Annotated in this window: 13 protein-coding genes; 6 read left to right on the top strand and 7 right to left on the bottom strand. The window is 59.5% G+C overall.

Going from position 1 to position 21,704, the window contains the following annotated elements; all coding sequences use genetic code 11:
* Positions 1 to 36 precede the first annotated feature (36 nt).
* Together OKA05_RS11355 and OKA05_RS11350 are read right to left on the bottom strand one after the other, a co-directional pair.
* Positions 37 to 1,110 carry a mannonate dehydratase gene (locus OKA05_RS11355; RefSeq protein ID WP_264487257.1) on the bottom strand — a complete coding sequence of 358 codons (1,074 nt, stop codon included), beginning with the start codon at positions 1,108 to 1,110 and terminating at the stop codon, positions 37 to 39.
* A gap of 60 nt (positions 1,111 to 1,170) precedes the next feature.
* Positions 1,171 to 1,836, bottom strand: coding sequence for an RraA family protein (locus OKA05_RS11350; protein WP_343226962.1), 666 nt, complete (start codon positions 1,834 to 1,836; stop codon positions 1,171 to 1,173).
* Between the two features lie 97 nt (positions 1,837 to 1,933).
* Here OKA05_RS11350 and OKA05_RS11345 point away from each other — a divergent pair, with 97 nt between their 5' ends.
* The 6 genes from OKA05_RS11345 (at position 1,934) to OKA05_RS11320 (ending at position 10,508) form a co-directional block, all read left to right on the top strand.
* On the top strand, positions 1,934 to 2,989 hold the full coding sequence (locus OKA05_RS11345; protein ID WP_264487255.1) for a LacI family DNA-binding transcriptional regulator: 1,056 nt from the start codon (positions 1,934 to 1,936) through the stop codon (positions 2,987 to 2,989).
* Between the two features lie 306 nt (positions 2,990 to 3,295).
* The gene (locus OKA05_RS11340; RefSeq protein WP_264487254.1) at positions 3,296 to 6,823 is read left to right on the top strand and encodes a glycoside hydrolase family 38 N-terminal domain-containing protein; all 3,528 of its coding nucleotides are present in this window, start codon (positions 3,296 to 3,298) and stop codon (positions 6,821 to 6,823) included.
* 125 nt (positions 6,824 to 6,948) lie between these two features.
* Complete coding sequence (locus OKA05_RS11335) at positions 6,949 to 8,088, top strand: HupE/UreJ family protein (protein ID WP_264487253.1); 1,140 nt, start codon at positions 6,949 to 6,951, stop codon at positions 8,086 to 8,088.
* A 392-nt stretch (positions 8,089 to 8,480) separates the two neighbouring features.
* Positions 8,481 to 9,134, top strand: coding sequence for a PEP-CTERM sorting domain-containing protein (locus tag OKA05_RS11330; protein ID WP_264487252.1), 654 nt, complete (start codon positions 8,481 to 8,483; stop codon positions 9,132 to 9,134).
* A gap of 338 nt (positions 9,135 to 9,472) precedes the next feature.
* On the top strand, positions 9,473 to 9,919 hold the full coding sequence (locus OKA05_RS11325; protein ID WP_264487251.1) for a periplasmic heavy metal sensor: 447 nt from the start codon (positions 9,473 to 9,475) through the stop codon (positions 9,917 to 9,919).
* Positions 9,897 to 10,508, top strand: a complete 612-nt coding sequence (locus OKA05_RS11320; protein WP_264487250.1) for an RNA polymerase sigma factor — start codon at positions 9,897 to 9,899, stop codon at positions 10,506 to 10,508. Before OKA05_RS11325 ends, OKA05_RS11320 begins: the two co-directional genes overlap by 23 nt.
* A gap of 573 nt (positions 10,509 to 11,081) precedes the next feature.
* Here the strand turns inward: OKA05_RS11320 and OKA05_RS11315 are convergent.
* The 5 genes from OKA05_RS11315 to OKA05_RS11295 all read right to left on the bottom strand — a co-directional run bounded on the left by OKA05_RS11315 (position 11,082) and on the right by OKA05_RS11295 (position 21,110).
* Complete coding sequence (locus OKA05_RS11315) at positions 11,082 to 12,167, bottom strand: hypothetical protein (protein ID WP_264487249.1); 1,086 nt, start codon at positions 12,165 to 12,167, stop codon at positions 11,082 to 11,084.
* Between the two features lie 26 nt (positions 12,168 to 12,193).
* Positions 12,194 to 13,402: a glycoside hydrolase family 38 C-terminal domain-containing protein gene (locus OKA05_RS29325; RefSeq protein WP_264487601.1), complete on the bottom strand. Its 1,209-nt coding sequence runs from the start codon at positions 13,400 to 13,402 to the stop codon at positions 12,194 to 12,196.
* Positions 13,403 to 13,634: 232 nt separating this feature from the next.
* Positions 13,635 to 15,620 (bottom strand): glycoside hydrolase family 38 N-terminal domain-containing protein, encoded by a 1,986-nt coding sequence (locus OKA05_RS11305; protein WP_264487248.1) that lies wholly within the window; start codon positions 15,618 to 15,620, stop codon positions 13,635 to 13,637.
* Between the two features lie 36 nt (positions 15,621 to 15,656).
* Positions 15,657 to 17,327 (bottom strand): LamG-like jellyroll fold domain-containing protein, encoded by a 1,671-nt coding sequence (locus OKA05_RS11300; RefSeq protein WP_264487247.1) that lies wholly within the window; start codon positions 17,325 to 17,327, stop codon positions 15,657 to 15,659.
* Positions 17,328 to 17,510: 183 nt separating this feature from the next.
* Positions 17,511 to 21,110 (bottom strand): beta strand repeat-containing protein, encoded by a 3,600-nt coding sequence (locus OKA05_RS11295; protein ID WP_264487246.1) that lies wholly within the window; start codon positions 21,108 to 21,110, stop codon positions 17,511 to 17,513.
* Between the last annotated feature and the right edge of the window lie 594 nt (positions 21,111 to 21,704).

Raw genomic sequence — 21,704 nt, 5'->3', positions numbered from 1 at the left:
ACGATTGTGCCGAAGGAGCTGCCGCATAAAGCGAGACTACCGGTCGTTCTCCACGCTCTGCAGGGCCGCCTTCATCCAGCCACAGGCAAAGGCCATTCCCGAGTGCCACGGTGCGGCGCATGTCATCTGCGGTGCGTGATCGGGAATCAACACTCCTTCAAAGCCGTTCCCTTTGAGAATTCGGAGCACCCGCAGCATGTCGATGTCGCCCTCGTCCACGAACGTTTCACAGTAGTGCGGGACCTTGCCGCGGACATTGCGGAAATGAACGTAAGCCACCCTGTTCTGGCGGCTGTAGTTATCGACCGCCTCGTACAGGTCTCCATCCGTCATTTCGGCCAGCGTTCCCAAGCAAAATTCCAAGGCGTTGCGCGTGCTGGAATGACGATCAATCGCCCGCTGATAGAGGTGCGGCTGGTTGACCAACCGAGGCTGACCGCGAAGCGTTGGCGTGGGCGGGTCATCGGGATGCAGGGCAAGGGTGACCCCCGCTTCCTCCGCGACCGGCATGAGGACGTCGAGGAATTCCCCATGACGTTGCCACAGCTCTTCGGGAGTGATGGTTAGAAGATTGCCCGGCGGTGCATGGCGATCGTACACCATGTTCCAAACCATGCCGTTCGGGATCGGGGTGTCGTAAGGATTCTCCATGCCCACCGCTTCCGCGCCCCCTCGTGCCGTCGGTCCCTTGATGCGACCGGCCACGCCGGCAATCGAGAAATTGTAGCCGATGGTCGGAATGCCCACGCGCCCTACGGTGCGGATGATGGTCTTGAGCTTTTCGAACTGCTCGAGCTTCTTCGGACCGTCGAGCAACACGTCGTGCCAGTGGGCAGGATCGAAATTCTCAATCGCTTCGATTTGCAGCCCGTGGGAAGCGGCCTCCTCCTTCACTGCCGACAATTCCTCGAACGACCAGAGTTTGTCGGGATCGCCGGCCAAGCCCCAGCCGGAGTCGTTGCCAATCGGTTGATCCCCCGGTTGGTTGTCGCGTGAAGAGCGGAAATAGTCCACCCAGTGCACGACAAGGTGGGAGGCCCCGCATTGCGTGGCGAAGCGGAAATGATCCGCGTCGAGCTGATGTCGGTAGAGTCCGAATCCGAGTTTCATAAGGATCAAACGGGTAACGGCGGGGCTGCACCTTTGGGCGGATCAACCTGCTGCGGAAGCCTAGAGGATCCCGTACTTTTGAAAGGCAGCCGTGCTCGACATGTGGTTCTCAATCTCCTTGCGCACCACGTTCTCGCCCGCGGCCTTTTTGAGAGCCTCAACGATGAGGACTTCCTCCACACGACGGGGTATGATCACCACTCCGTCAAGATCTCCGAAGACGAGGTCCCCGGGCTCGACCTGAACCTGACCTATTTCGATGGGACAACGGTACTCCGCAACTTGCGTTCGAACGGCCGAATCCTGAGCGAACCTGCCGCGGCTGAAGACCGGCCAGTCCTGTTCGAGGACGCGGGGAGTGTCGCGATGGAAGCCATTGATGACCGCTCCCACTGCGCCCCGCATCCGCGCGGTAGCGGTGAGGATTTCCCCCCAATAGGCACACCGCATGTCGCCGCCACTCGCCAGATAAATCTCGCCGGGCTGCAATTGATCAAGCGCCTCGGTGAGTTTGCCAAAAGGCTGCTTCTGGGGACCGTGAACGTCGATCATGAGCACCGGCATTGCCCGCCCGGCGAGTTTCATTTCGGTGAGCAAGGGTTGAATCGGCTGCGGCAGGAACTGATGGGTAAGCCCCAGCCGGTCGAGGATGTCACCTACTACCGGGGTGTAGAGGCGGCTCTTAACCAAAGAAAAAAGCTCGGAGTCGGATTGCCATTCAGTCATCGAGGAAAGACCTGTCACCGGCGGGTGAAGTTGACTCTTATCCAATGTAAGCAGCTCGGAGTCGGTTTGCCATTCAGTCATTGCAGAAAGACCTGACGTGTTGGTGCTTGCCGGGCTAGCTGCATTTTACGAATATCGTTTCGTGAGCTTTGACCAATCCCTCACCATGCGTGATTTGGCTCGTGACGTTGGGGTGTCGGTTTCCACCGTTTCGAAAGCTTTGCGAAACGATCCCTCGATTTCGGTGTCGCGCTGCCTGGCCATTCAGGCCGCCGCGGAGAGGCTCGGTTACCGGCCCCATCCGATGGTTTCCGCGTTGATGGCACAGATGCACCACCGCCGCCGGCGAAGCGATCCCCATCATATCGCGTGGATCGATCTTTGGCCTGCCGGAAAAGACGGCGACCCCGCCATGAGCGCCAAACCGATCATGAGCGGCGCGCTGGCCCGGGCACAGGAACTGGGTTACGGTCTGGAAGTCTACCCCGTCGGCACGGAGGGGATATCCCCGGAGGGGCTTCGCCGCCGCCTGGCGGCTCGCGGCCAGTGGGGCATGATCATACCGCCCGTGCCAGAGCCATCCATGCGGTTTGCTTTGGATCTACGTGGATTCACAGGCGTCACCATTGGCTCCAGCCTTCACGAACCGGTCATGCACCGCGTCTCGCCCAACCATTTCCAAGGCTCGGTGCTGGCATGGACGCAACTTCGGGCCAAGGGGTTTGAACGCATCGGTCTCGCGCTCACCCCGGAGATGAACGAACGGGTGGAAACCAAATGGTTGGCAGCGTTTCTGGCCTGCCAACAGGAATTGCCTCCTCGTGGCCGCGTCAATCCGCTCCTCGCTTCACCTGACGATCCCGCCGGATTTGCGCGATGGTTGCGCCGTGAAAAGCCCGGGGTAGTGCTGGTGGCGGAGAAATTCCCTTGGTGCGAGCTACCGTGTTCGAACGGGGGCCAAGTTAGTGGGTTGCCGATCGCATGGCTCATGCTGCAAGGAGGTGAGCAGGGAGTGGGTGGTCTCGATTACCAACCGGAGCAACTTGGCCGTGTCGCCGTGGAGATGGTGGTCGCACAAATTCACCGCAACGAACGGGGCAGTCCCGACATTCCTCATACGATCCTCATCAACCCGGTCTGGACCGATTGTTAGCCCGCCGCGCAAGCGGTGATCGCCTTGGGTTCCACCTGGCTCGCGTCTCCCGCGCTACAGGAGACTCGCGGCTTGCGCCTCCGGCCTACCACAAGCTACCTCAAGTTTCGCGTCGGCTGGTGGACTCCCGCCCCGTACCTTGGCTGGCGATCCTGTCACCGCGGCGCGAGCCGGTGCGACGGCGGAGAGAGGAGCCAATCCTTTTCGCGGCTGCTGTGAAGCTCATCAATCGTCGCGGCTTTAATATTTTTACCGTCCTTCAGAATCCAGGCACATCCGATGAAATGCCATCTATTGCTCACAACCTTGCTCTTGCTCCCCGCCCTCCGGATCACCGCGGTGGAGGTTGGTATCGAAGCCGTATCGTCTGCTGAAATCTCAATCACGTCTTCCAGTTCCTATTCGGGAATCCAAGTCGTCAACGTGATCAACGGGTCGGGCTTGAATGCGGCTAGTTTGCAGCACGATAACGAAATCAACTCGGCTACCATGTGGCACAGCGCTGCAGGTGCCGCCCCTTCCAAGCCCGACCCGGCCTTGCCCGTCGGCAAGGCATGGCTGCGCCTGGATCTCGCCCAAGCCAAGCCTTTGGGATCGTGCCGGATCTGGAACCACAATCAAACCGGCATGACGGATCGTGGCTTCCGCCATGTTCGAGCCTTTGTCAGCAGCGACGGATCAACATTCAAACCCGCTCTGGTGGCAGGCAAAGAGGTCTTTGAAATTCCACGCGCTTCCGGCGGAGCCACCGAGAACGCTTCCTTCTCCCTGCCGCTGGCGGGCCAGATGACCAAGTCCCTTGTTCTGCTGGCCAATGATAGCTGGGGCAGCGAATTCCTTGGCTTGGCGGAGGTTCAACTTCTGACCCGCGGCAAGCAGGTGGACGCCACAAGCGCGCCTGCACCGACCTCAGTGACGGTGAGAGGGTTTCCATTCCGGGTGGAAGCCGAGGAGAGGTGGCGGCGGCAGGTAGAAGTCGCGTTTGACGCGCCGCTCTTTGTTCGCGGCCTCGCAAAGGTGACCTGCGGCGGCGCGTCCGTCGAAACCGCCGTCAATCCGCTCAGCGGTGGGCAGAAACATTTCACATTCGATCTCCCGCCAGGGAAGGGCAACACCCGTGCCTCCACGGAAAAAGTCACGATTTCGATCAAGGCCGGCCGTTTTCAAAAGACCATTGAGACCACCGTCGAACGGCCGAAGGAATGGCCCGATCTGGAGGAAGTCATCGTCACGTTCAAATGCCATCTCGACATCGGCTACACTCATACGGTGCCCGAGGTGGTTGAAAAATACCGCGCCAGCGACATGGACCACTTGCTGGCCGTGTTCGACCAGACGAAGGATCTGCCGAAAGACGACCGCTTCTCATGGATGTTGCCGGCTTGGGCGATGGAAGTCGTGCTGGATCCGCAACAGACCCCGCAACGCCGTGCGCGCCTTGAACAGGCGGTGAAAGATGGACGCCTGACTTGGCACGCCTTGCCGTTTACCTTGGAATCGGAAGCGAGCGATGCCGAGGAAGTGGTGCGCGGTCTGGGATTTGGCACACGGATGGCGAAACGCTTTGGCATCCCATTGCCGACCGATGCGAAGCAGACCGACATGCCGGAGCAGGCGTGGATTCTACCGACCGTCCTCAAGAACGCCGGCATCAACTTCCTGCACATCGGCGCGAATGATGGCAGCAAGCCCATGTCGGAATGGTCCAAGATTCCCACGTTGTCGTGGTGGGAGGGTCCCGACGGTTCGCGAGTGCTGCTCGGCATTTCGCCTCGCTACGGTTGGGCCAACGTGCAGCCACCCGCCGGATGGCCGCACAAATCCTGGCTGGCGTTTTTTGTGTTGGGGGACAACGCCGGTCCTCCGCCGGCCAATTACGTGAAGTCCGTGCTGGACGAGGCACGCAAGCAATTGCCGGGGGTGCGGATCCGGTTCGGCCGGCCGAGTGAATTCGCGGATGCCATCATCCAGGAAGAAAAGGAACGCCCGACACTCCCGGTGGTGCGTGGTGACATGCCCGACACTTGGACCCATGGTCAAATGAGTTGCCCATCGGCCACCGCGATCCATCGCCGTGCCGCCACGAACATGGGCAGCCTCGGGATCCTTGATACCTCATTGCGCGGATGGGGCATGGCCCCAAACCCGGTCGCTACTCCTCTGGCGGAAGCCTATGCGCTGGGAGGCTTTTATGGCGAACACACCTGGGGAATCAACGGCGCTTACTTTCGCGGAACCTTTGGTGAGGCGTGGCAAGCCAAGTATGAAAAGGGTGACTATCAAAAATTTGAGGACACCTACGAGTATCACATGGACTACGGTCGCAAGGCCGGTGGCATTGCCGACACTGAACTTGCCGCGCGCATGAAGATACTCGCGCAAAACGTCAAGGCTGACGGCCTTCGCGCTGTGCTCTTCAATCCGCTCCCTTGGGCGCGCAGTGCTCAGGTGGAACTGCAACTGCCGGAAAATATGGCGGGCAGAGCTCTTTCAAAAGTGGTGGATCTGGCGACGGGCAAAGCGGTTCCCTTCGCCCTCGATGGCCGGACATTGAACATCGCTGCCCTCGACCTGCCGCCGGGCGGCTACCGCACGTATGGAATCGTGCCCCAGGTAGGTGCGAGCAAACCTGCGGCTCTTCCGCCCGCGACGCTCAAGGGCAACACCTTGGAGACTTCTCATTTCATCGCGACCTTCGACCTCGAACGCGGCGGCATCGCATCGCTTGAAGACAAGGCGACCGGCCGCGAATTGGTGGATTCCAGCCAGCATGTCCTCGGTCAATTCCTGCACGAACGATTCAGCCTGACTCAAGTGCAAAACTTCGTGAATTCGTATGGTCGCACGGAAGCGGGAAGCTGGGTTTGGGGAGATTTTGGCAAAGGCGGGATGCCGAATGAAAAGACCTCTCCTTTTCTCGCGAGAACTCCCCAAGGCTGGACCGCAGAAGTTGCCGCCTCGCCGATGGGCGAGACGGTGACCCTCTCCGCCATCGATCCGCTCGGCTTGGCCAAGGGCTACGGTCTGACATTCACGTTTCCGCGCGATCGGAATTGCGTGGATATCGAATGGCGGGTGGATCGCAAGACTCCTGACCCGATTCCCGAAGGCGGATGGCTCTGCCTTCCATTCAAGGTGAAGGAGCCCTGCTTCCGCGTCGGCCGCGTCGGCGGAACCATCGATCCTCTGAAAGATATTATTTTCGGAGCCAACCGCCGGATGCTGTCGGTGGACCGCGGCATCACGGTGCGTGCCGGAGACACGGGCGCAGGCATGGCGGCGGCATCCGCTGATCTTCCCCTGTGGAGCCTAGGCGAGCCGGGATTGTGGCAGTACTCGCCCGCGTACAAGCCAACCAACCCTGCGTTGTTTGTAAATCTCTACAACAACATGTGGAACACCAACTATCCCTTGTGGATCAAGGGCACTTGGAAGGCTTCGCTGCGACTCTGGCCTGTCGCTGAAGACGCAACGGAGGAGCAGGCGTTGTTTACCCCCAGTTGGGAAGTCCGGCAGCCCGTGGTGGCTGGCTGCACTGACGGCATGGGAGGTAATCTGGCTGTCGCCCAGAGTGGGATCTCTCTCTCGCGGAAGGGAGTTCGTGTCACCGCGTTTTGTCCGAATCCCGATGGTACAGGGACCGTTTTGCGCTTGTGGGAGCAGGCCGGCGGGGAAGGTGCGGTCACGATTACGTTGCCCAAAGGGTTCAAAGCCACGAAAGCGCATCCGGTTGATTTGAGAGGGCAGAGAGCAGGCGACTCGATGAAAATAGAGGGCGGTCAATTCACCTCGTCACTCGGGGCGTGGGCGCCAAAAAGCTGGGTGCTTGAATAGACCCAAATCAACACGCTGCTCTCTCTTTTGCGATGTTCCTCCGACACTGAAATGTGAACGCACGTCCCGCTCCTAAAAGCCACCACTCGGAAAGGACGGGGTGGATGGGGCTGATGCTTTGGTGCGTGCTCACGCTCTCGGGTTGGGCTCATGTCGCGGTGATCCCGGCGGCAACAGCGACCATCCAGCGGGATGGCGGATACGCGATGGAATTGACCTTCGACGTGCTCGCCTTTGCGCTGAACAAAACTCCCGAAGACGTGACCATTGGCCCGATGAATGACCTCCTCGACGGACCGGAGGACGTCCTGGCCGCTCGTTTGGCCGAAGCCGCGGCGACATTCAAAAATGAATTCGCGGTGTTGGAAGACGGCAGATCCGGCACCGTGGAGACTTTGGCTTTCCCCAGCGTGGATGATGTCAGGCGCCATGAGAAAGCAATGACCATGGCGCGGCTGCCAGTCTTATTGGCACTCACCGTGCAAGGTCGTTTGCCGGCAGGTGCACGCTCGGTATCGTTCCGGCTGCCTTCCAAGTTGGGAATGTCCTCCCTGTCGGTGGTTCGGCAGGATCAGCCGGTCGGCGTGTTGGTCGTGGATGCCGGAGTGGTTAGCTCTCCCTTGCCGGTGACGCTTGATGTCGCTCCTTCGGCCCCAACACCGAATGATCCTGCTGCTTCACCAGTCGCTGAACCCAGCCGCTGGGAGTGGGCGAAGCGGTATGTCGGATTGGGCTTCGTTCATATTGTACCGAAAGGCCTCGATCATATCCTTTTCGTGCTCGGCTTGTTCCTGCTGGGTAATCGCCTCGGCCCGTTGCTCATGCAGGTCACTGCATTTACGGTGGCCCATTCCATCACCCTTGCCCTGTCGATGTATGGCATCGTCCGCCTTTCCCTCCACATTGTGGAACCTTTGATCGCACTATCGATTGCGTTCGTTGCTGCGGAAAATATCTTCACTGACAAGCTCCACCGCTGGCGGCTGATCGTGGTGTTTGGCTTTGGTTTGATCCACGGCCTTGGCTTCGCCAGCGTTCTAACAGATTTGGGTCTGCCACGGCGGGAGTTTGCGACCGCGCTGGTGTCGTTCAATCTCGGAGTGGAGGGTGGCCAACTTGCGGTGATCGGGTTGGCAATGCTGGCCGTCGGGTACTGGCGCCGCCGGCCGTGGTATCGCCGGGCCATTGTCCTTCCCGCGTCCGTGGTGATCGCAGCCATCGGCCTGTTTTGGGCGATCCAACGAGCACTGCCGTATTCCCCTTGAATGTCTCGGGCGACGTAGACCTCCATGCTCCTGAGCCGACTACCACAATCCACCTCAATCCTGCGTCGTCGGACGGAGTCCCGTCCCTCCGGCTATTGACGGCTCCGGCATCGTATCGAGCTGCGAAGAAGCGCTCACCGCGCTGCCGAGTTCGGTCCTAAACATGAGTGGTGAAAGCCCGCTGCGTGGTAACGGCGACATGGTAAGGTAACGATTTGTCGTAATATAGTGGGTGGACTCCCGAATGTTCGCCTTCTCCGGCATTTCAAAGGCGCAATTTGCCCCTGTGTGAAACTTGATGGCCGACCCGTGCAGGGGCTATTTTCAAAGTGAATCTGACGATGCGCAGACAAAATCCGCTCAAAAATCCTCCACCAGGCACCTCATCATCCATGAAATCCATTCCTCTCCTGTTTCTCGCCGCCTGCGCCTCCGTTCACGGAGCCGTCATCATCGGGGTCAGCGCGACCGCGAGCACCTACTTTGCCGCACAACAGGATCCAATCAACCTTGTCAACAATGCTGGTCTTGTCGGTGCCGGGCCTTACGACTTCTCTTCCCAACACAATGAAGACGTTGGATCAACTGGCCAATGGCATGCCGGGGCTGGGCAAGGGGTTGGCGGGGTGGCTCCAGTGACGAACGATCAGTTCGTGACTTTCGATCTCGATGGAGTCGGAACAACCGCCTACGACCTTACTAGCATTTACATCTGGCAGCACAATCAGCCCTTCGACAGCTTCAATCGCGGCGTCAATCAGTTCGATCTGCTCTACTCGATTGACGGCGGAACCAACTGGCTCACGGCGTCCTCCAACTTGAATCTCTTGAAATCGACGGGTGGACCCAACTCAGCCCAGCAATTCACCTTGTCGCAAACCGGTGTGACGCATGTTAGAATTGAGATCGATACTGCGTGGAGTGGCGCGGCCAACGAATACGTCGGTCTCTCCGAAGTGAAATTCGACGGCGTTGCCGTTCCTGAACCCGCTTCAGCCCTACTTGGCGCGTTCGGCTTGCTTGCGCTCCTGCGCCGCCGCCGCTGATCTGAAAAGGGGTTGCTTTAACCAACGAGAAGGCCGTTCTTCGTCTCGCTCCCGGCCGGGCCGCGGCTAGGCTCTTGCCTCATGTCAGGACTTTTGCAGGATGCGCTCTCCTAGGCTCGACGGACCCGTCCGGACGCGCTGCCGCTGGAATTTGCGGAGGGGGTGATCGCCCGGTTGAAATCAACTGCCCCGGCTCTCGGGCCTCGCGACCTTTTGGTCCTTGGCGCGGCGGCCGTGGTGACCTCGGCCGCCATTGGATTTTTCGCGAGCCCGCGCGAGCAAAGTGCTCCGCCTCCCTTTGTGGAGATCTTTGGTGGTTCGTCCTTGTTTGCCCCGCGATGAGCTCGCCGCGGTCCACCGGATTGATCTGGGCGCTGGCAACCGTGGGCCTTGCGGCGGGCACGTCATTTCTGGTCTCGCGCTCGGACCAAAGGACAACTTCTGCAAAGCCTTCGGAGCAGGATTTCCACAGGTGGATGCATACTCAACTGGCGCTCACACCCGCCGAGCACGAGGCGCTGGAGCCAATCGAGCTTGCAGACGAAACGGAACGGCGGCGGCTGCGCGAAGAAATCGTCTCGGCCGGCCGAGAACTCGCGGATGCCGTTCGGCAGGGGAAGTCTGGGTCGCCGGAGATCGAGGCCGCCCTGACACGGCTGAATGCCGCCCAGGCCACCCTTCAGCGCGCGACGCTCAGTCACTTCTTCGCCATGAAGGAACATCTAGATCCCGAGCAAGCGGAGAAACTTTTGCAATGGACCCATGACAGCATTCTCCCTGAGTAGCGCTGTTGGTGCATTGCCGTTGGGAGTAGCAACGCCGGACGAAGCGGCCGAAGCCGCACTGCTCCACGCCGCACAGGGTGGTTGTCAGGAAGCGTTCCGCACCCTCGTCGAGGAACACCAGCAACGCGTTTATCATTTCTGTTTCCACTACCTCCGCGATGTTGGAGACGCACGGGAAGCTTGTCAGGACACTTTCATCCGCGCCCACGGAGCGCTCGATCGCTACCGACGCAGGGCGCGGGTGAGCACATGGTTGTTCCAGATCGCGTTAAATCTCTGCCGCGACCGATTTCGCCAGCGACCCGCGACCCGCGGTCGTCAACTCCTGGCATTGGAGGACCATGAAGTGGCCTGCCACCGTCCCTCGCCGGACGAGGCGGCGATGCGCGGCACAGACCTGGCGAAGCTGGACCGCGGCCTCAATGCCCTGCCAGAAAAATTCCGCGCGGTCATCGTCTTGAGCTGCCTTGACGGTCTCAGCCACGGCGCATGCGCCGCGATCCTGAAATGCTCCGAGCGTGCGGTGGAAGGACGCCTTTACCGCGCGCGGCAACGTTTGGAGGTATGGTGGCAGCGTGAGACCAGTTGAAAATTTTTCCGTGGGATTTTCCGGTGGATGCCGTTCACCGGCGTGACCCATCTTTTCCCCTCTTCCCGCCGCTCGCTGATTGCCTTGGCACTGCTGACCGCCACCGCTTCTGGGCAAGACGCCCTCGAACCGCTGGTGGTCACCGGCAAGGCCGAAAACCTCACGAGAGCGTCACGCGTAGCATTCATACGACGCCACGCTTTGACCGCTTCGCTATGCAGCGGCGAGAGAGACCGCATGGCGGCTCAGACCACGCTTACCCTGCGGGAGCAACCGGATCGGAATGCATGCTCTTCCGTACTAGATAGATCATCTGCCAATTGCCGAAATCCGGGAGCACCGAGGGCCTTTCGGAGGGGCGGAGTTCAAGCCTTCAACTTGTCTTCCGCAGGACCACGTTAAAACCTGAACTTCGGGCAACGCATTTTGAAGGGGGCGCCAAACGGGGTTTCGGAATTGATTTCGGACAACCGCTTTGGAAGGTTCAGGCAGCGGGTGGGGCCCCGCCATACTGTCATGAACTGTCCTGAGCCTCGTCGTCGGCCCGCCCCGCCGTTGATTTGGGAACGAGGATTAGGGCGATGGATGCGGGTTGTCCCACGTGTATGTCGGGTTCCTGGGAGAGAATTCGATCCGTTTGCCCTCCTGGTCATTCGCAAACACGAGGGCGCGAACGCCCGTTGCCTGACGATTGAACAATGTCCATTTCAACTCGACCTTCCGCGGTACGTCCTGGGTTGAATAGGTCAAGGTCGCGCCGACGCGGGTCGTGGCGGCGCTGAGACGCCTTGGCTTCGCGAGCGAAGCAAGATCCTTGGAATCGGCGCTGCGGTAATTGAAGCGGGTAAGAGTGGGTTTCACGATCACGCCATCAATCTTCACCTCGTTGATTTCGGTGAGCCAATTCTCAAGGGATGACCGCGCGGCAGTTTGCTCGGCGATCTCAAGAACACCCGGATAGGCACGCGGCATAGTTTGCCAAGTTTCGAGCGTCAGCAGGGGCATCAGAATCTCGACCTGAACGTTCTCCTTTTGGATGTGGAGGGATACGTCAACCGGCTCAAGCGGCGCCGCCACCAAAGTGGCTGCCCTTGTTTCGTCGGTCCAGTCGAGGGCCAAGGTTGTCGGAATCTCTCCGGTTGGAACCGGAATCTCCGGCCCGTTCGATTGCCCCGCGCGCTGCAACCGCAATTTCATGATTACCGGCGCGCCCGATTTTGAGGTGTCGAACTGCTGTAGAAACCCGAGTTGAGCCGAGGGACCGGCCATCGCGTATTCGATATGGAAAGTGAAACGGGTCGCTTTTAGGCTGGCGAGTGGAACTCCGGTATCAGGCAAGGGCGGAACTTCGACCTTTGTAACCTTGCCGTTCAAACGGTGCCCCTTGGAGTCACGAATGACGATGCCATCGAGCAGGAACTTCCGGTGCGCATCTCCCCCTTTCGCAAGCGCGGCCGGAGCGACCCGTTCCTTAAAGTGGGAGGTCTCTTCCGAAGAGTGCAAAAGGTCCTCTGGACTGACGGCGAGGACCAGTTCCACCTTGTCGCGATGCACCACTGCTGTGCCCTCAAGGAACGAAACCGAGTGGGCACAGAGCCGCAACGGAGCAAGGGTCAGGGCTCCCAGCAAATAAAAACCAAGGTTGTTGATGTTCAGCATGCTCGACAAAGGTTCAGGTAAAAGACTTACGGCATTTCCACACGGAGGGTGACGAGACCCCAGCCGGGGACAGCCACCGGCCCCGACACGGGGGTCAACGGCTTCTCCGTGGTATCGCTCAGCCACAAGTGTGCCGGCGTTTGAGACCAAGTCAGATTTGCGGTGGCGTCTTTGCCCGCCGCACCAAACAACCGCACGATGAGCGCCGCCCCATCATCGCTTGGCTTTAATCCGAGAACGATGATGTCGGGTGAACCCACTTCCAGGAGAGACTGCGACGGAGCTGCGGCACCCTTGGCGGCCACTGGCAGCAACGGCTGACTGAAGGGAATCGCAAAACGAGTGGCTTCAATTGGCGAACTGGATAAATGCGGCCGCACAATGTAACGGAAATGGGTAAGGCCTGTTTGATAGGCGCGGAAGTTCGTGTGCCAGGCATTGTTCATTGCCCACGAATAGATTTTCTGACCCGGGGTATTGGTTCTCAGGAATGCCGAGGCTCCCTGTGAGCCGAACAGAGTGGCGGTGATGCTGCCCACCTCGATGAGCGGAGCGTCCAGCGTTACCCAAGTGACGCCGTAATCCGCATTGGCGATGTCGGTCCAGCGGCCGATGGCAAGCCAGTTCTTGCAGGCGCTTGACATCTGATCGAGCTCGGGACGCATTGACCCCAACGGTAGATCGAGACGCATGTGTCCGCCGGGGATGTTGAAAGGGAAGGCGAAGTTGACGCTCTCATAGTTGCCAGACGCCACCCGGGACTTGTCCAGCAGGTTGTCCATTTCCAAAAAATCCTGACCGGCCATCAAACGGATCTCCCGGCGCAGGCTGGCGCACCCGGGTGCGTTCGATTGAGCAACCAGCGAGGCCACCAGGGGGCCGGTTTCTCCGACGCTGATGGTGACGGCGCCATTGCGCAAGGGCGTGGTGGGCATGCTGGGCCCCACCTGATAGCGGTAATCATTCAGCGTTTCGCCGCCATTGGCATCCACCAGGTTTCCGGCAATTCCCGCCGCGGTCAGCTCGGTGATTCCGCCGGTAACTGGATCAAGCCGGACATGAAGGCGGCCGTTGTCCAAGGTTCCGGCGAGAGACGAGCCGCTGGCTCTGGCCTCGGGATTTCCGAGACCAACGACGGTGCCACCGATGCTGCCAATCGCGCGCGACAGCGTGGGTGTGGGTGTGTAAGCCGAGCCTGCTGCAACGGTGTATCGCCGGGCGGCTAGCGCCGGCACATCGGCGGCGAGGAACGCCAGTTCGCCGTTTGAGAGCCGCTGCGAAACGACAGGTTGACCCTGCTCGTCGAGCACTCGGTCGCCAGCAGCCGAGAGCGCTGGGGAGAGCTGGACGATTTCAGAGCGGGGCCATGAGAGCGTGTTATAGACATCCACATTGCCGGGGCTCGGATTCGAGCCAGGAAGGGCATTTTTCGCCTGAAGCAGCAATTCGCCGGACTGATTGTCGGCTTCAATCGCGTAGTTCTGCTTGAACGCCCATTGATCCAACACGAACTGGCTGTCCGGCGCGCTGACGCTGTTCCATGCGCCCCAGGTGTGTTCGGAATATTGCAAAACGTTGGACCACGCGACATCGAAGGCCGTGGCGGAAAATGCGGCGGGGCTGCCCATGGCAAACAGAGCCTCGGCCTGTGCGAGCCGGTCCGAGCTCCTCCGGCTCATTCCGGTTTCGAGTGCGGACGAGCCACTGCCATCCTCCCAATGGGGGGGTCCAATCGCCGGTTACCACCGGGAGACTGTCTCCATGCCGTTGTTCCAGTGCGCGGAAGGCCTCCGTCGTGCCGGAAATGATCAGCTTGGGATAGGCATACTGGGCATTCCAATCCCGAACCGCATCGCAAATTTCTGGCTCGGGCACGGCGTTGTCCCCGTGTCCGGCCCACCGGATGTAAGCGACGTCGTAAGGATTTTCAGCCTGCTCAAGGCTCACCATCACGTCATTGATCACTGTTTCGCCAAGGGCGCCGTAGATATGCGCCATTCCGTAACCCTGGAAACACATCCAAACCAAGACCTTTGAGTGGCCGTCCGGGCCAAGCCAATAGAACGGCTTGTTCTGCCAATCTTGCAGGACATAGCCGATGCGATCGAAGTAATTGGGGCCCGTGGATAAATACTTGATGCCGGCTTGCGCCATGGCCGTGACCGATCCCCAGGTGAGGTCGGGCACGTCGCTGAGCATGGCCGATTCAACCGGCACGCCGGTCAGATCGGCGAGTTGTGTCCCGTGCCGGAAGAGGCGAAGCAGTTCTTCGGGACGGCACAGACCTGTCAATGCGTTGATGTACATGCCATTCACCTCAACCTGGCCATTTTCGACTGCGGCAAGAAAGTTGGCCCTGGCCTGTGCATCAAAGCGCTCAAGGTAGAGTTCAGCGGGGAAGGTACCCTCAAGATTCCAGATGAAGCGGGCTCCGGGCGGGTAGGCGGCAGTCTGTTGGGCGTACTGAATTCCTTGAACGAGGTTGTTCACCTGCTTGTCGATGGTGATGTTCTGGAGATCCGTGTAGCCGATATCGACATGGGAATGCGGCAGGACGTAGATGGTGAGATGACGCACCGGCTGGATCACGATGGATTGCGAAGCCACCACCTGTCCGTCGACGGTCACCGTGGCCAAGACAACGCTGGAAACCGACACGTCGGGCGCCATCGCGGTGACCGTTTGCGCGCTGGTGAGGTTGACCGGCACGGCGGGAGAGTCGCCAATCCGGAACAAGCCATTGGTAATATCCCCGGACGCTGCCAGGTTGAAAGTGGTTGAATTGAGGAGTGCCTCGTTCGACTGAACCAGAAAGCGTGATTGCTTGAAGCTGGTGACGAGGAGGGCAGGGCCGGTACCTTGAAACCGCACTTCTGATAGGCCCACATAATCGCTGGCCAACCCGCTCCAGCAATTGGCAATCACAAACTTGACCCGCCGCACGCCACTGAGGGAAAGGGGGAGATTCTTAGCCGCCTCACTGGCCGTTCCGCCACCTTGGTTGAGGGTAAAGTTTCCCGCAAAATCCGTGATGGGTCCCAAGGCATTGCTGGAAGTGTAAATGGCAAACGTCTTGATGCCACGGCCAAGCTGGCCGGCCTGGTTCATTTGCCAGATGTCGATGCCGGACAGCGAGAATTCCGCCCCCAGGTCGAAAACAAGCCAGCTATCCGCGACCACGCTTCCGTTCGAATGCCACATGGATGTCGCGCTGCCGGCGTTGTTATGAGTCTGGCTCTGAATCGGGCCGCTGCCCGAGAGACCACTTCCATTGATAAGATTGGCGGCACCTTGTGAGGCACTGAACTCCGAACTGGCGGTCACCGAGATGGGCGTGATCGTGGCTGCTGTGGCGCGGCTGCCAACGCTCACCGGAAGCACCAGGATGATGGCCATGATGACCTGCCGCAGAATGAGCGGAACCGAGGATTCCATTGGATGTGCGAGAATCATGACTGTGGATGGTGATGGTCGGATCAAGATTCCATCTCAGTTCGTTTGAAGGCGATAGAACTGCGCGGGAACTACGGTCGGCAGTGTCACGGAATTGTTGACGACTCCCGGAACGTCTGTCCAAGGGTCGCCAAGAGTCGGAGAGAATTCGAGGTGGTAGCCTGTGGCGGCGGCGGGCCAACTGAGCTGCACGCCGGCGGGGACCCATTCAATCTCCAGATCAGGCAGGCTGACGGAGATTGTGGCCGATGTGCTCGTGGTGCTGTTGCCATTGCCGTCGGTGACGACCACGGAATAATTTCCTGACGCACCGGGGCCGGCTCCAGGATCGTTGAAAACCCGGGATTGCCCATTTGCGAGGGGCACTCCGTCCTTCCACCATTGAAAGGTCAGGGTGCCCAGACCGGAAGCATCCGCTACCAGCGAGAACGGCTGATTCTGATAGTAATTCGCGCTCTGGGGCGGGGTGACAAACAGCGGCGGTGAATTGGCGTAGCCGTTCGCGGTCGTAACCGCAGTGCCGTGATAGCCCGCGGCAAAAACTTCGAAGACGTTAGCCGCTGTCAATGGACGGGTCCAATAGGCGACCTCGTCCAATTTGCCCTGCCAGAAGGCATCCAGAGTAGTGCCGTCCGCAAGCAGATGCGCCCCCAGCACCAGCGGGTTTGATGGATCGTAAAATGTTCCGTCGTAGGAACCCGAGCCCACCAGCAACCCATTGCGATAGACGAGCAGGCGTCCGCTGTCAGCCACCATGCACACGTGCTGCCAAAGGGTCGGGGGCAGCGATGCTCCTTCTTGGGCGACAGTGAGGGCCCGGGCTGAATTTTCAACCACGCCGGTCAAGGTGTCATTCGAATTGGGAGCCGCCAACACCCATGCCGAGAGGCTCATCGTGTGGGTAGGAGAGGTTTCCACAGGGGGCACCATCACATAATCATCGCCCAGGCCAGCACCGCGAAGCTGCAGCGCGCCGTTGACCTTGCCGGTCGTCCACTGGCCACCATTTGCCGAAGTATTATGAATTGTGCCCAGGTTGCCATTCCCCGACGAATCGGCCGCTGTGGATCCGCTGGTTTCGTCGAGATTCCAGTAACCCGCCAGTCCGCTGGCGACGTTGATGGATTCCACGACTCCCTCGAAGCGCACTTCGGCAAGTCCCACATAATCATTGGCAAGTCCGCTCCAACAATTGGCGATCACGAACCGAACCCGGCGGACCCCGGTGGCGATGAATGGGCGCCGCTGCACCGGTTCCCCATTGGCCCCCGTGCCTTCCGCCAGATTGAAGCTGCCCACATAATCTGAAATAGGACCGGTGGTGTTGGCGGAGGTGTAGACGCTGAAAGTCTGGACCCCGCGGCCAAGGTAGCCGGGCTGGTTGAGCGTCCAGATGTCCATGGCGCTCAGGGTGTACGTGGTGCCAAGATCAAAGGTGACCCAGGTGCCGGCGACCGCACTGCCGTCCGAATGCCACATGCCCTGAGCGCTGCCATGAGCGTTGGCGGTTTTGGTGAGAATGTTTCCCCCTCCCACCATGCCCGTGCCGTTGATGAGGTTCGAGGGATCGTGCGCGGAGCTGAAAAACGAACTGGCTGTTGCCGAGACGGGTGTGACCACCTGGCCCCAGAGAGAGGTCCCGCTGCCAAGCCCCAGGCTCAAAGCGGTCACCAACGTGGTCAGCAGTAAGTGGAGATTGCGTGGCATGTCGTGATGATGGCCAAGTGCTTGGAAGTGTCCGGAAGGCAGCGCCAGCGGGTTCGACCCCATGGTCGTCTCCGCTGGCGCTGGTGGTGGGCGAAACCCGTTTTCCAGTTTCCCAGATCCTAGGCGACGGGAATAAGGCCCTTCTTCATCTCATGTGTTCTGGGCACGAGTTGGTGACCTTGGTCACGGGCGGGTGACATGGAGGCGCGCGAAGAGTTTTCCATTCACTGCGTTGGTCAGCGGAATGCTAACCGTCATGGCGTCGGGGGCACCTCCGTTTTCGTTGAGCAAGACCGGAGAAATGTCCTGCCAAGTGATAAGGTCCGCGCTCCACTGTCCCACTTGGGTGGTGCCGGATTCGGAGTCGTCGTTGCGATCGTAACTCAGGACGAGGTTCGGTCCAACGGTGGCCAAGGTTGGAAGGAAGGAAGTGCTGGAAACCCTCGGATCTCCACCGACGACGAACTCAAGCAGGTTCTCAATCCCGTCATGATCAGGGTCGGCGGAAGGTGCGGGATCGCCAATCCCAGGGAAGCTGGCAGCCCAAGTCGTGTAGTTGTCGCCGGTGACAGTGAGGATGCCGGTGGACTCGGTGAAGGTCCAAGTGTTGCTACCGGTCATCGTCCAGACATCAGCAGTCTCGGTGAAGCCGGGGATTGCAAAGGTTCCGCCGTAGGTTTTGTTGGCGACATCCACCAGTGTCCATTCGTTGCCGCTGGTCGTGTCGGCACCGGCAAGGTTGATGTTGAAAGTTCCATTCAACGTGACTGTACCGGCTCCGGTAATCTTATTGGAGATCCCGTCGGTGGTGGGCGCGAAGGTGAGGGCGCCTCCAGAAGCCAGCACCAGCGCTCCAGCGTTGACGGTGGTGTCGCCGGTATATGTGCTGGCGCCGCTCAGACTCAAGGTGCCGGTGCCGACCTTGGTCAGGGCCACGGTTCCCGTGTGGCCACCGATGGGGCTGTCGGCGAAAACACCCGCGAAACCTGTCGAAGTTCCCAGCGCTCCGATTTCGAAGGTATGGACTCCGCTGCTCAGATTCCAACCGCCGATCTGAGTGGCTGGATTCGTCCCCGACAGCGAACCGAGGTGGATGGTGGGCGAGGAAAGGTCCAAAGTCATCGCGTAACTGCCTTCAATAGTCCATGCGGCTCCCGCACTGCCTGCGAGGCTGTTCTCCCACACGAAGACATTTTGCCCGGCCGCTAAGGTAGCGGTGCCGGTGAAGCCGCTGTTATCACCGACGAGCCGTGTGTTTCCGCCACCGAGGCTCTTCAATTGCAGAACCCCGGAGCCACTGATGTTGCCGTTGAGAGTCACCGTTGCGGGGTTGCTTGAGCTGTCAGCAATGAGGGTTGCCGAACCGCCGATGTTTATGGAACTGCCGAAGGGACCGGTGGCGAGCAACTCCAACGTGCCGTTGTTGATCGTGGTGGTGCTGGTGTAGTTTTTCCCCGTGCCGCTCAGGATCAGGGTGCCGGCGCCGTTTTTTACCAACCCTTGGGAACCGGCGAGTCCGCCGGTCAGGGTGGTGGTGTTGTCGATCACATTGATGAAGGGATTTCCAACACCCGCGTCTAAGGTGAGAATGCTGCCGCCGGACGAAGCCAGGGTCCAATTGAAGTTGTTGGTGTTTCCAAAGGTCATGCTGCCAATGGCACGGTTGGTATCGAGAGTAACCGTGGCATCGGCAGTTTGGGGAAGCACGCTGAAATCGGCGGCCACACCGCTGCCGCTCGGAATCGCGCCGGACAACCAATTTCCCGCATCCGACCAATCGCCGTTGTTATCCACATTCCAGACCCCGGTGGGAATGGTATTGTAGCTCGCCGCCGCCACCGGGCTGTCCGCCAAGCCTGACTTGCGGGAAAAGGCTTTGATCGTAAAGCCAGTAGAGTTCACAGGCACGATGATCACGAAGCCGCCGCTGGCTCCCGACGAAGATGACGTGGTCGGGGTGCTGCCATCGGTCGTATAGTAGATCGTAGAACCGCTATCCGATGAAACAGACACCGACTGAGTGCCGACATATCCGCCTGCAGGAGGATTGAAATTCGGTAGGCCGAGGAAATTGGCGACGGTGATGGTTCCGTCGACTGACAAGTTTGAGGTGTCCCAGGCAAGGCCCGCAGGCGCGGGTGGCAAGGAGTAGGTTGCGAATGCACCACTCAAGCCGCCGTCCGGGACAAACAGCTCGAAGGTGTCACCGAGGGCAAGCGTTTCCCCCGTCGAGGTAATGGTGAGGTTGCCGCCAAAGGTGACGCCGGCAACTCCATCCACTTTAGTGTTGGTGAGCACCGCACCAGTTTTACTGACCACAAAACTTGTGCTGCCAGCCAGGGTGAGGTGCGCGTTGAAGGTGAGGGTTCCGCTACCGCCCGTACCTGGTGACAACATTCCTCCGGATGCCACGCTAGCCACGCCGTCGATGCTGCCGCTGCCGCCGAGGGTTCCACCCGAGGCAACCGTGAGCGCACCGGGCCCGAGCAAACCCTCGACCATCAATGTGCCGCCGGTGACGTTGGTGGGACCGCTGTAGCTGTTAGCACCTGAGAGGGTCACGGTGCCAAGTCCGCTCTTGGTAAGCGCGCCCGGGCCTGCCACGTCCTTGAATACCGTCGAACCGGCAAGCGTGTCTCCTGCCAAGGGCGTGCTGAGGGTCAGGGTGGTGCCAGTTGAAATCCCGAAATCGACGCTGCTGATGGCGTTGCCAGTACCGTTGGCGGTGATCGTGTGGCCTGCGCTATGATAGGACCCAAAGGTGGCGCCGCCTGACGAGGTACTGGTCAGGGTGCCACCGTTGAGCGTCGTGGTGGCGGGCAAGGTCAAAACTTCGGCCGCCCCGGTGATGTTGATGATGCCACCCACGGTCCAGCTCTTGCCTGCACCAGAGGCAAGCGCGTTATAAGTGGTAGCGCTAACCTCCAGGATCGAACCACTTGCGACGGTGACAGTTGGCGAGGAAGCAATACTACCAGACACAATCAGGGTCCCGGCATTGACAGTAGTAGCACCGGTGTAGGTGTTGCCAAGGCCAAGAGTGAGCGCTCCAAGGCCATTTTGAACCAATTCGCCAGTCCCGCTGATGCCTCCTGAGAGTGACTGGGCGACGGAGCTGTTATAGGTGAAGTTTCCGTTGTTTGAAATCGGACTGGCATAGGAGCCGCCGCCTAACCGGCCGGTGCCGTCAATGATCAAGCTGCCGGCGCTAATGGTGGTGGGGCCGGTGAATGTGTTTGTGCCCGTCAGCGTTAACGTGCTGGTGCCTTCCTTGGTCAGACCGGTGCTGCCGGCGATTGCGCTGCCACCAATTGTGTATGCCTTGCTAGTGTTATTGACGGAAATTGACAGAGGTGAAACCGCGGTGGTGTTGCTCACGGTGGTCGTTCCAGTGGCGTTGTCGTTAAACACGACGTTGTTGCCATTCGCGTAGGCCGCTGCTCCACCTGGATTGGTCCAGTTGAGCGAACTGGTGTCCCAGTTGCCATTGAGATTCCCATTCCATGTGACAGTCGGCGCGCTCACGGTCACATCGCGCAGTTGAATGGCATTCAGTACGTTGATAATGGGCGAGCCGCTGAGGGTGAACGCCTGCGTCGCCCCGGAAGCGGTGAATGTGCCGGTGACATATTGGCCCAACCCGCCGTCGACATTGGTTGTGTTATAATCGACCACCACGGTATTGCCCCCGGTGCTAGATAGATTTGAGGTATAATCAAAGCCACGGGAGTCGTCGCACCAAATCTGGACGAGATACTGGCGGCCAACCGTCAAGCTGTTCATGGTGATGGTAGGCGTTCCACCCCCTTGAAAGTTGCCGGTAGTAAGAAGGGTTTGGTAATTGACCGAGAGGCCGGAATAGGGAGCCGCCGCACCTCCGAAGCTGCCGAACACAGCAGCGATGTTAAAACTGAAATTGGATCCGAGGGAGAACGTCCCGCCGGAGTTGACTCCGTTGGCAAAGTTTACGCCGTTGAGAGTTACGGCTCCACCATTCATATTATAAGCGGCAAGCAATGTGCCGCTGGTGGATACGTCGGAGTCCGCGGAAATGGTGACGGGCGAGTTCCACGTTATGCCTGCGGAAAAGGCGCGCCCCGCTCCTAAAGCGGTCAATATTGATATTAAAAGTATTGAAATACTTAATTTTAAGCGGTGGCGAGTTTTCATGCTGAATGGTTTGAGGATTTTACTTTGGATTTTATGGCTGGTTGGAAAGGCGGAGGTCCTTCAATCGATCAATACCACACTGTGATGACCCGACCGTGAAACAAGTCTTCCAAGCGTGTATTTTGCGTCATGGAAACGGTCGGCAATCGAATGTCATCCTCATTCTCCCTATAAATTGCGCCAAAAGGTTCCTGATTAGTAAGGAAG

It is taken from the genome of Luteolibacter arcticus (assembly GCF_025950235.1).
GTDB lineage: Bacteria > Verrucomicrobiota > Verrucomicrobiia > Verrucomicrobiales > Akkermansiaceae > Haloferula > Haloferula arctica.
Note: the sequence above shows the minus strand (reverse complement) of the source record. Positions and strands in the feature narration are given on the sequence as shown.

Coding starts and splice junctions, on each gene's coding strand:
- OKA05_RS11350 (WP_343226962.1), bottom strand. CDS start 1,836: ATGACTGAATGGCAATCCGACTCCGAGCTTTTTTCTTTGGTTAAGAGC.
- OKA05_RS11330 (WP_264487252.1), top strand. CDS start 8,481: ATGAAATCCATTCCTCTCCTGTTTCTCGCCGCCTGCGCCTCCGTTCAC.
- OKA05_RS11315 (WP_264487249.1), bottom strand. CDS start 12,167: ATGCTGAACATCAACAACCTTGGTTTTTATTTGCTGGGAGCCCTGACC.
- OKA05_RS11355 (WP_264487257.1), bottom strand. CDS start 1,110: ATGAAACTCGGATTCGGACTCTACCGACATCAGCTCGACGCGGATCAT.
- OKA05_RS11300 (WP_264487247.1), bottom strand. CDS start 17,327: ATGCCACGCAATCTCCACTTACTGCTGACCACGTTGGTGACCGCTTTG.
- OKA05_RS11305 (WP_264487248.1), bottom strand. CDS start 15,620: ATGATTCTCGCACATCCAATGGAATCCTCGGTTCCGCTCATTCTGCGG.
- OKA05_RS11295 (WP_264487246.1), bottom strand. CDS start 21,110: ATGAACAGCTTGACGGTTGGCCGCCAGTATCTCGTCCAGATTTGGTGC.
- OKA05_RS11320 (WP_264487250.1), top strand. CDS start 9,897: ATGACAGCATTCTCCCTGAGTAGCGCTGTTGGTGCATTGCCGTTGGGA.
- OKA05_RS11325 (WP_264487251.1), top strand. CDS start 9,473: ATGAGCTCGCCGCGGTCCACCGGATTGATCTGGGCGCTGGCAACCGTG.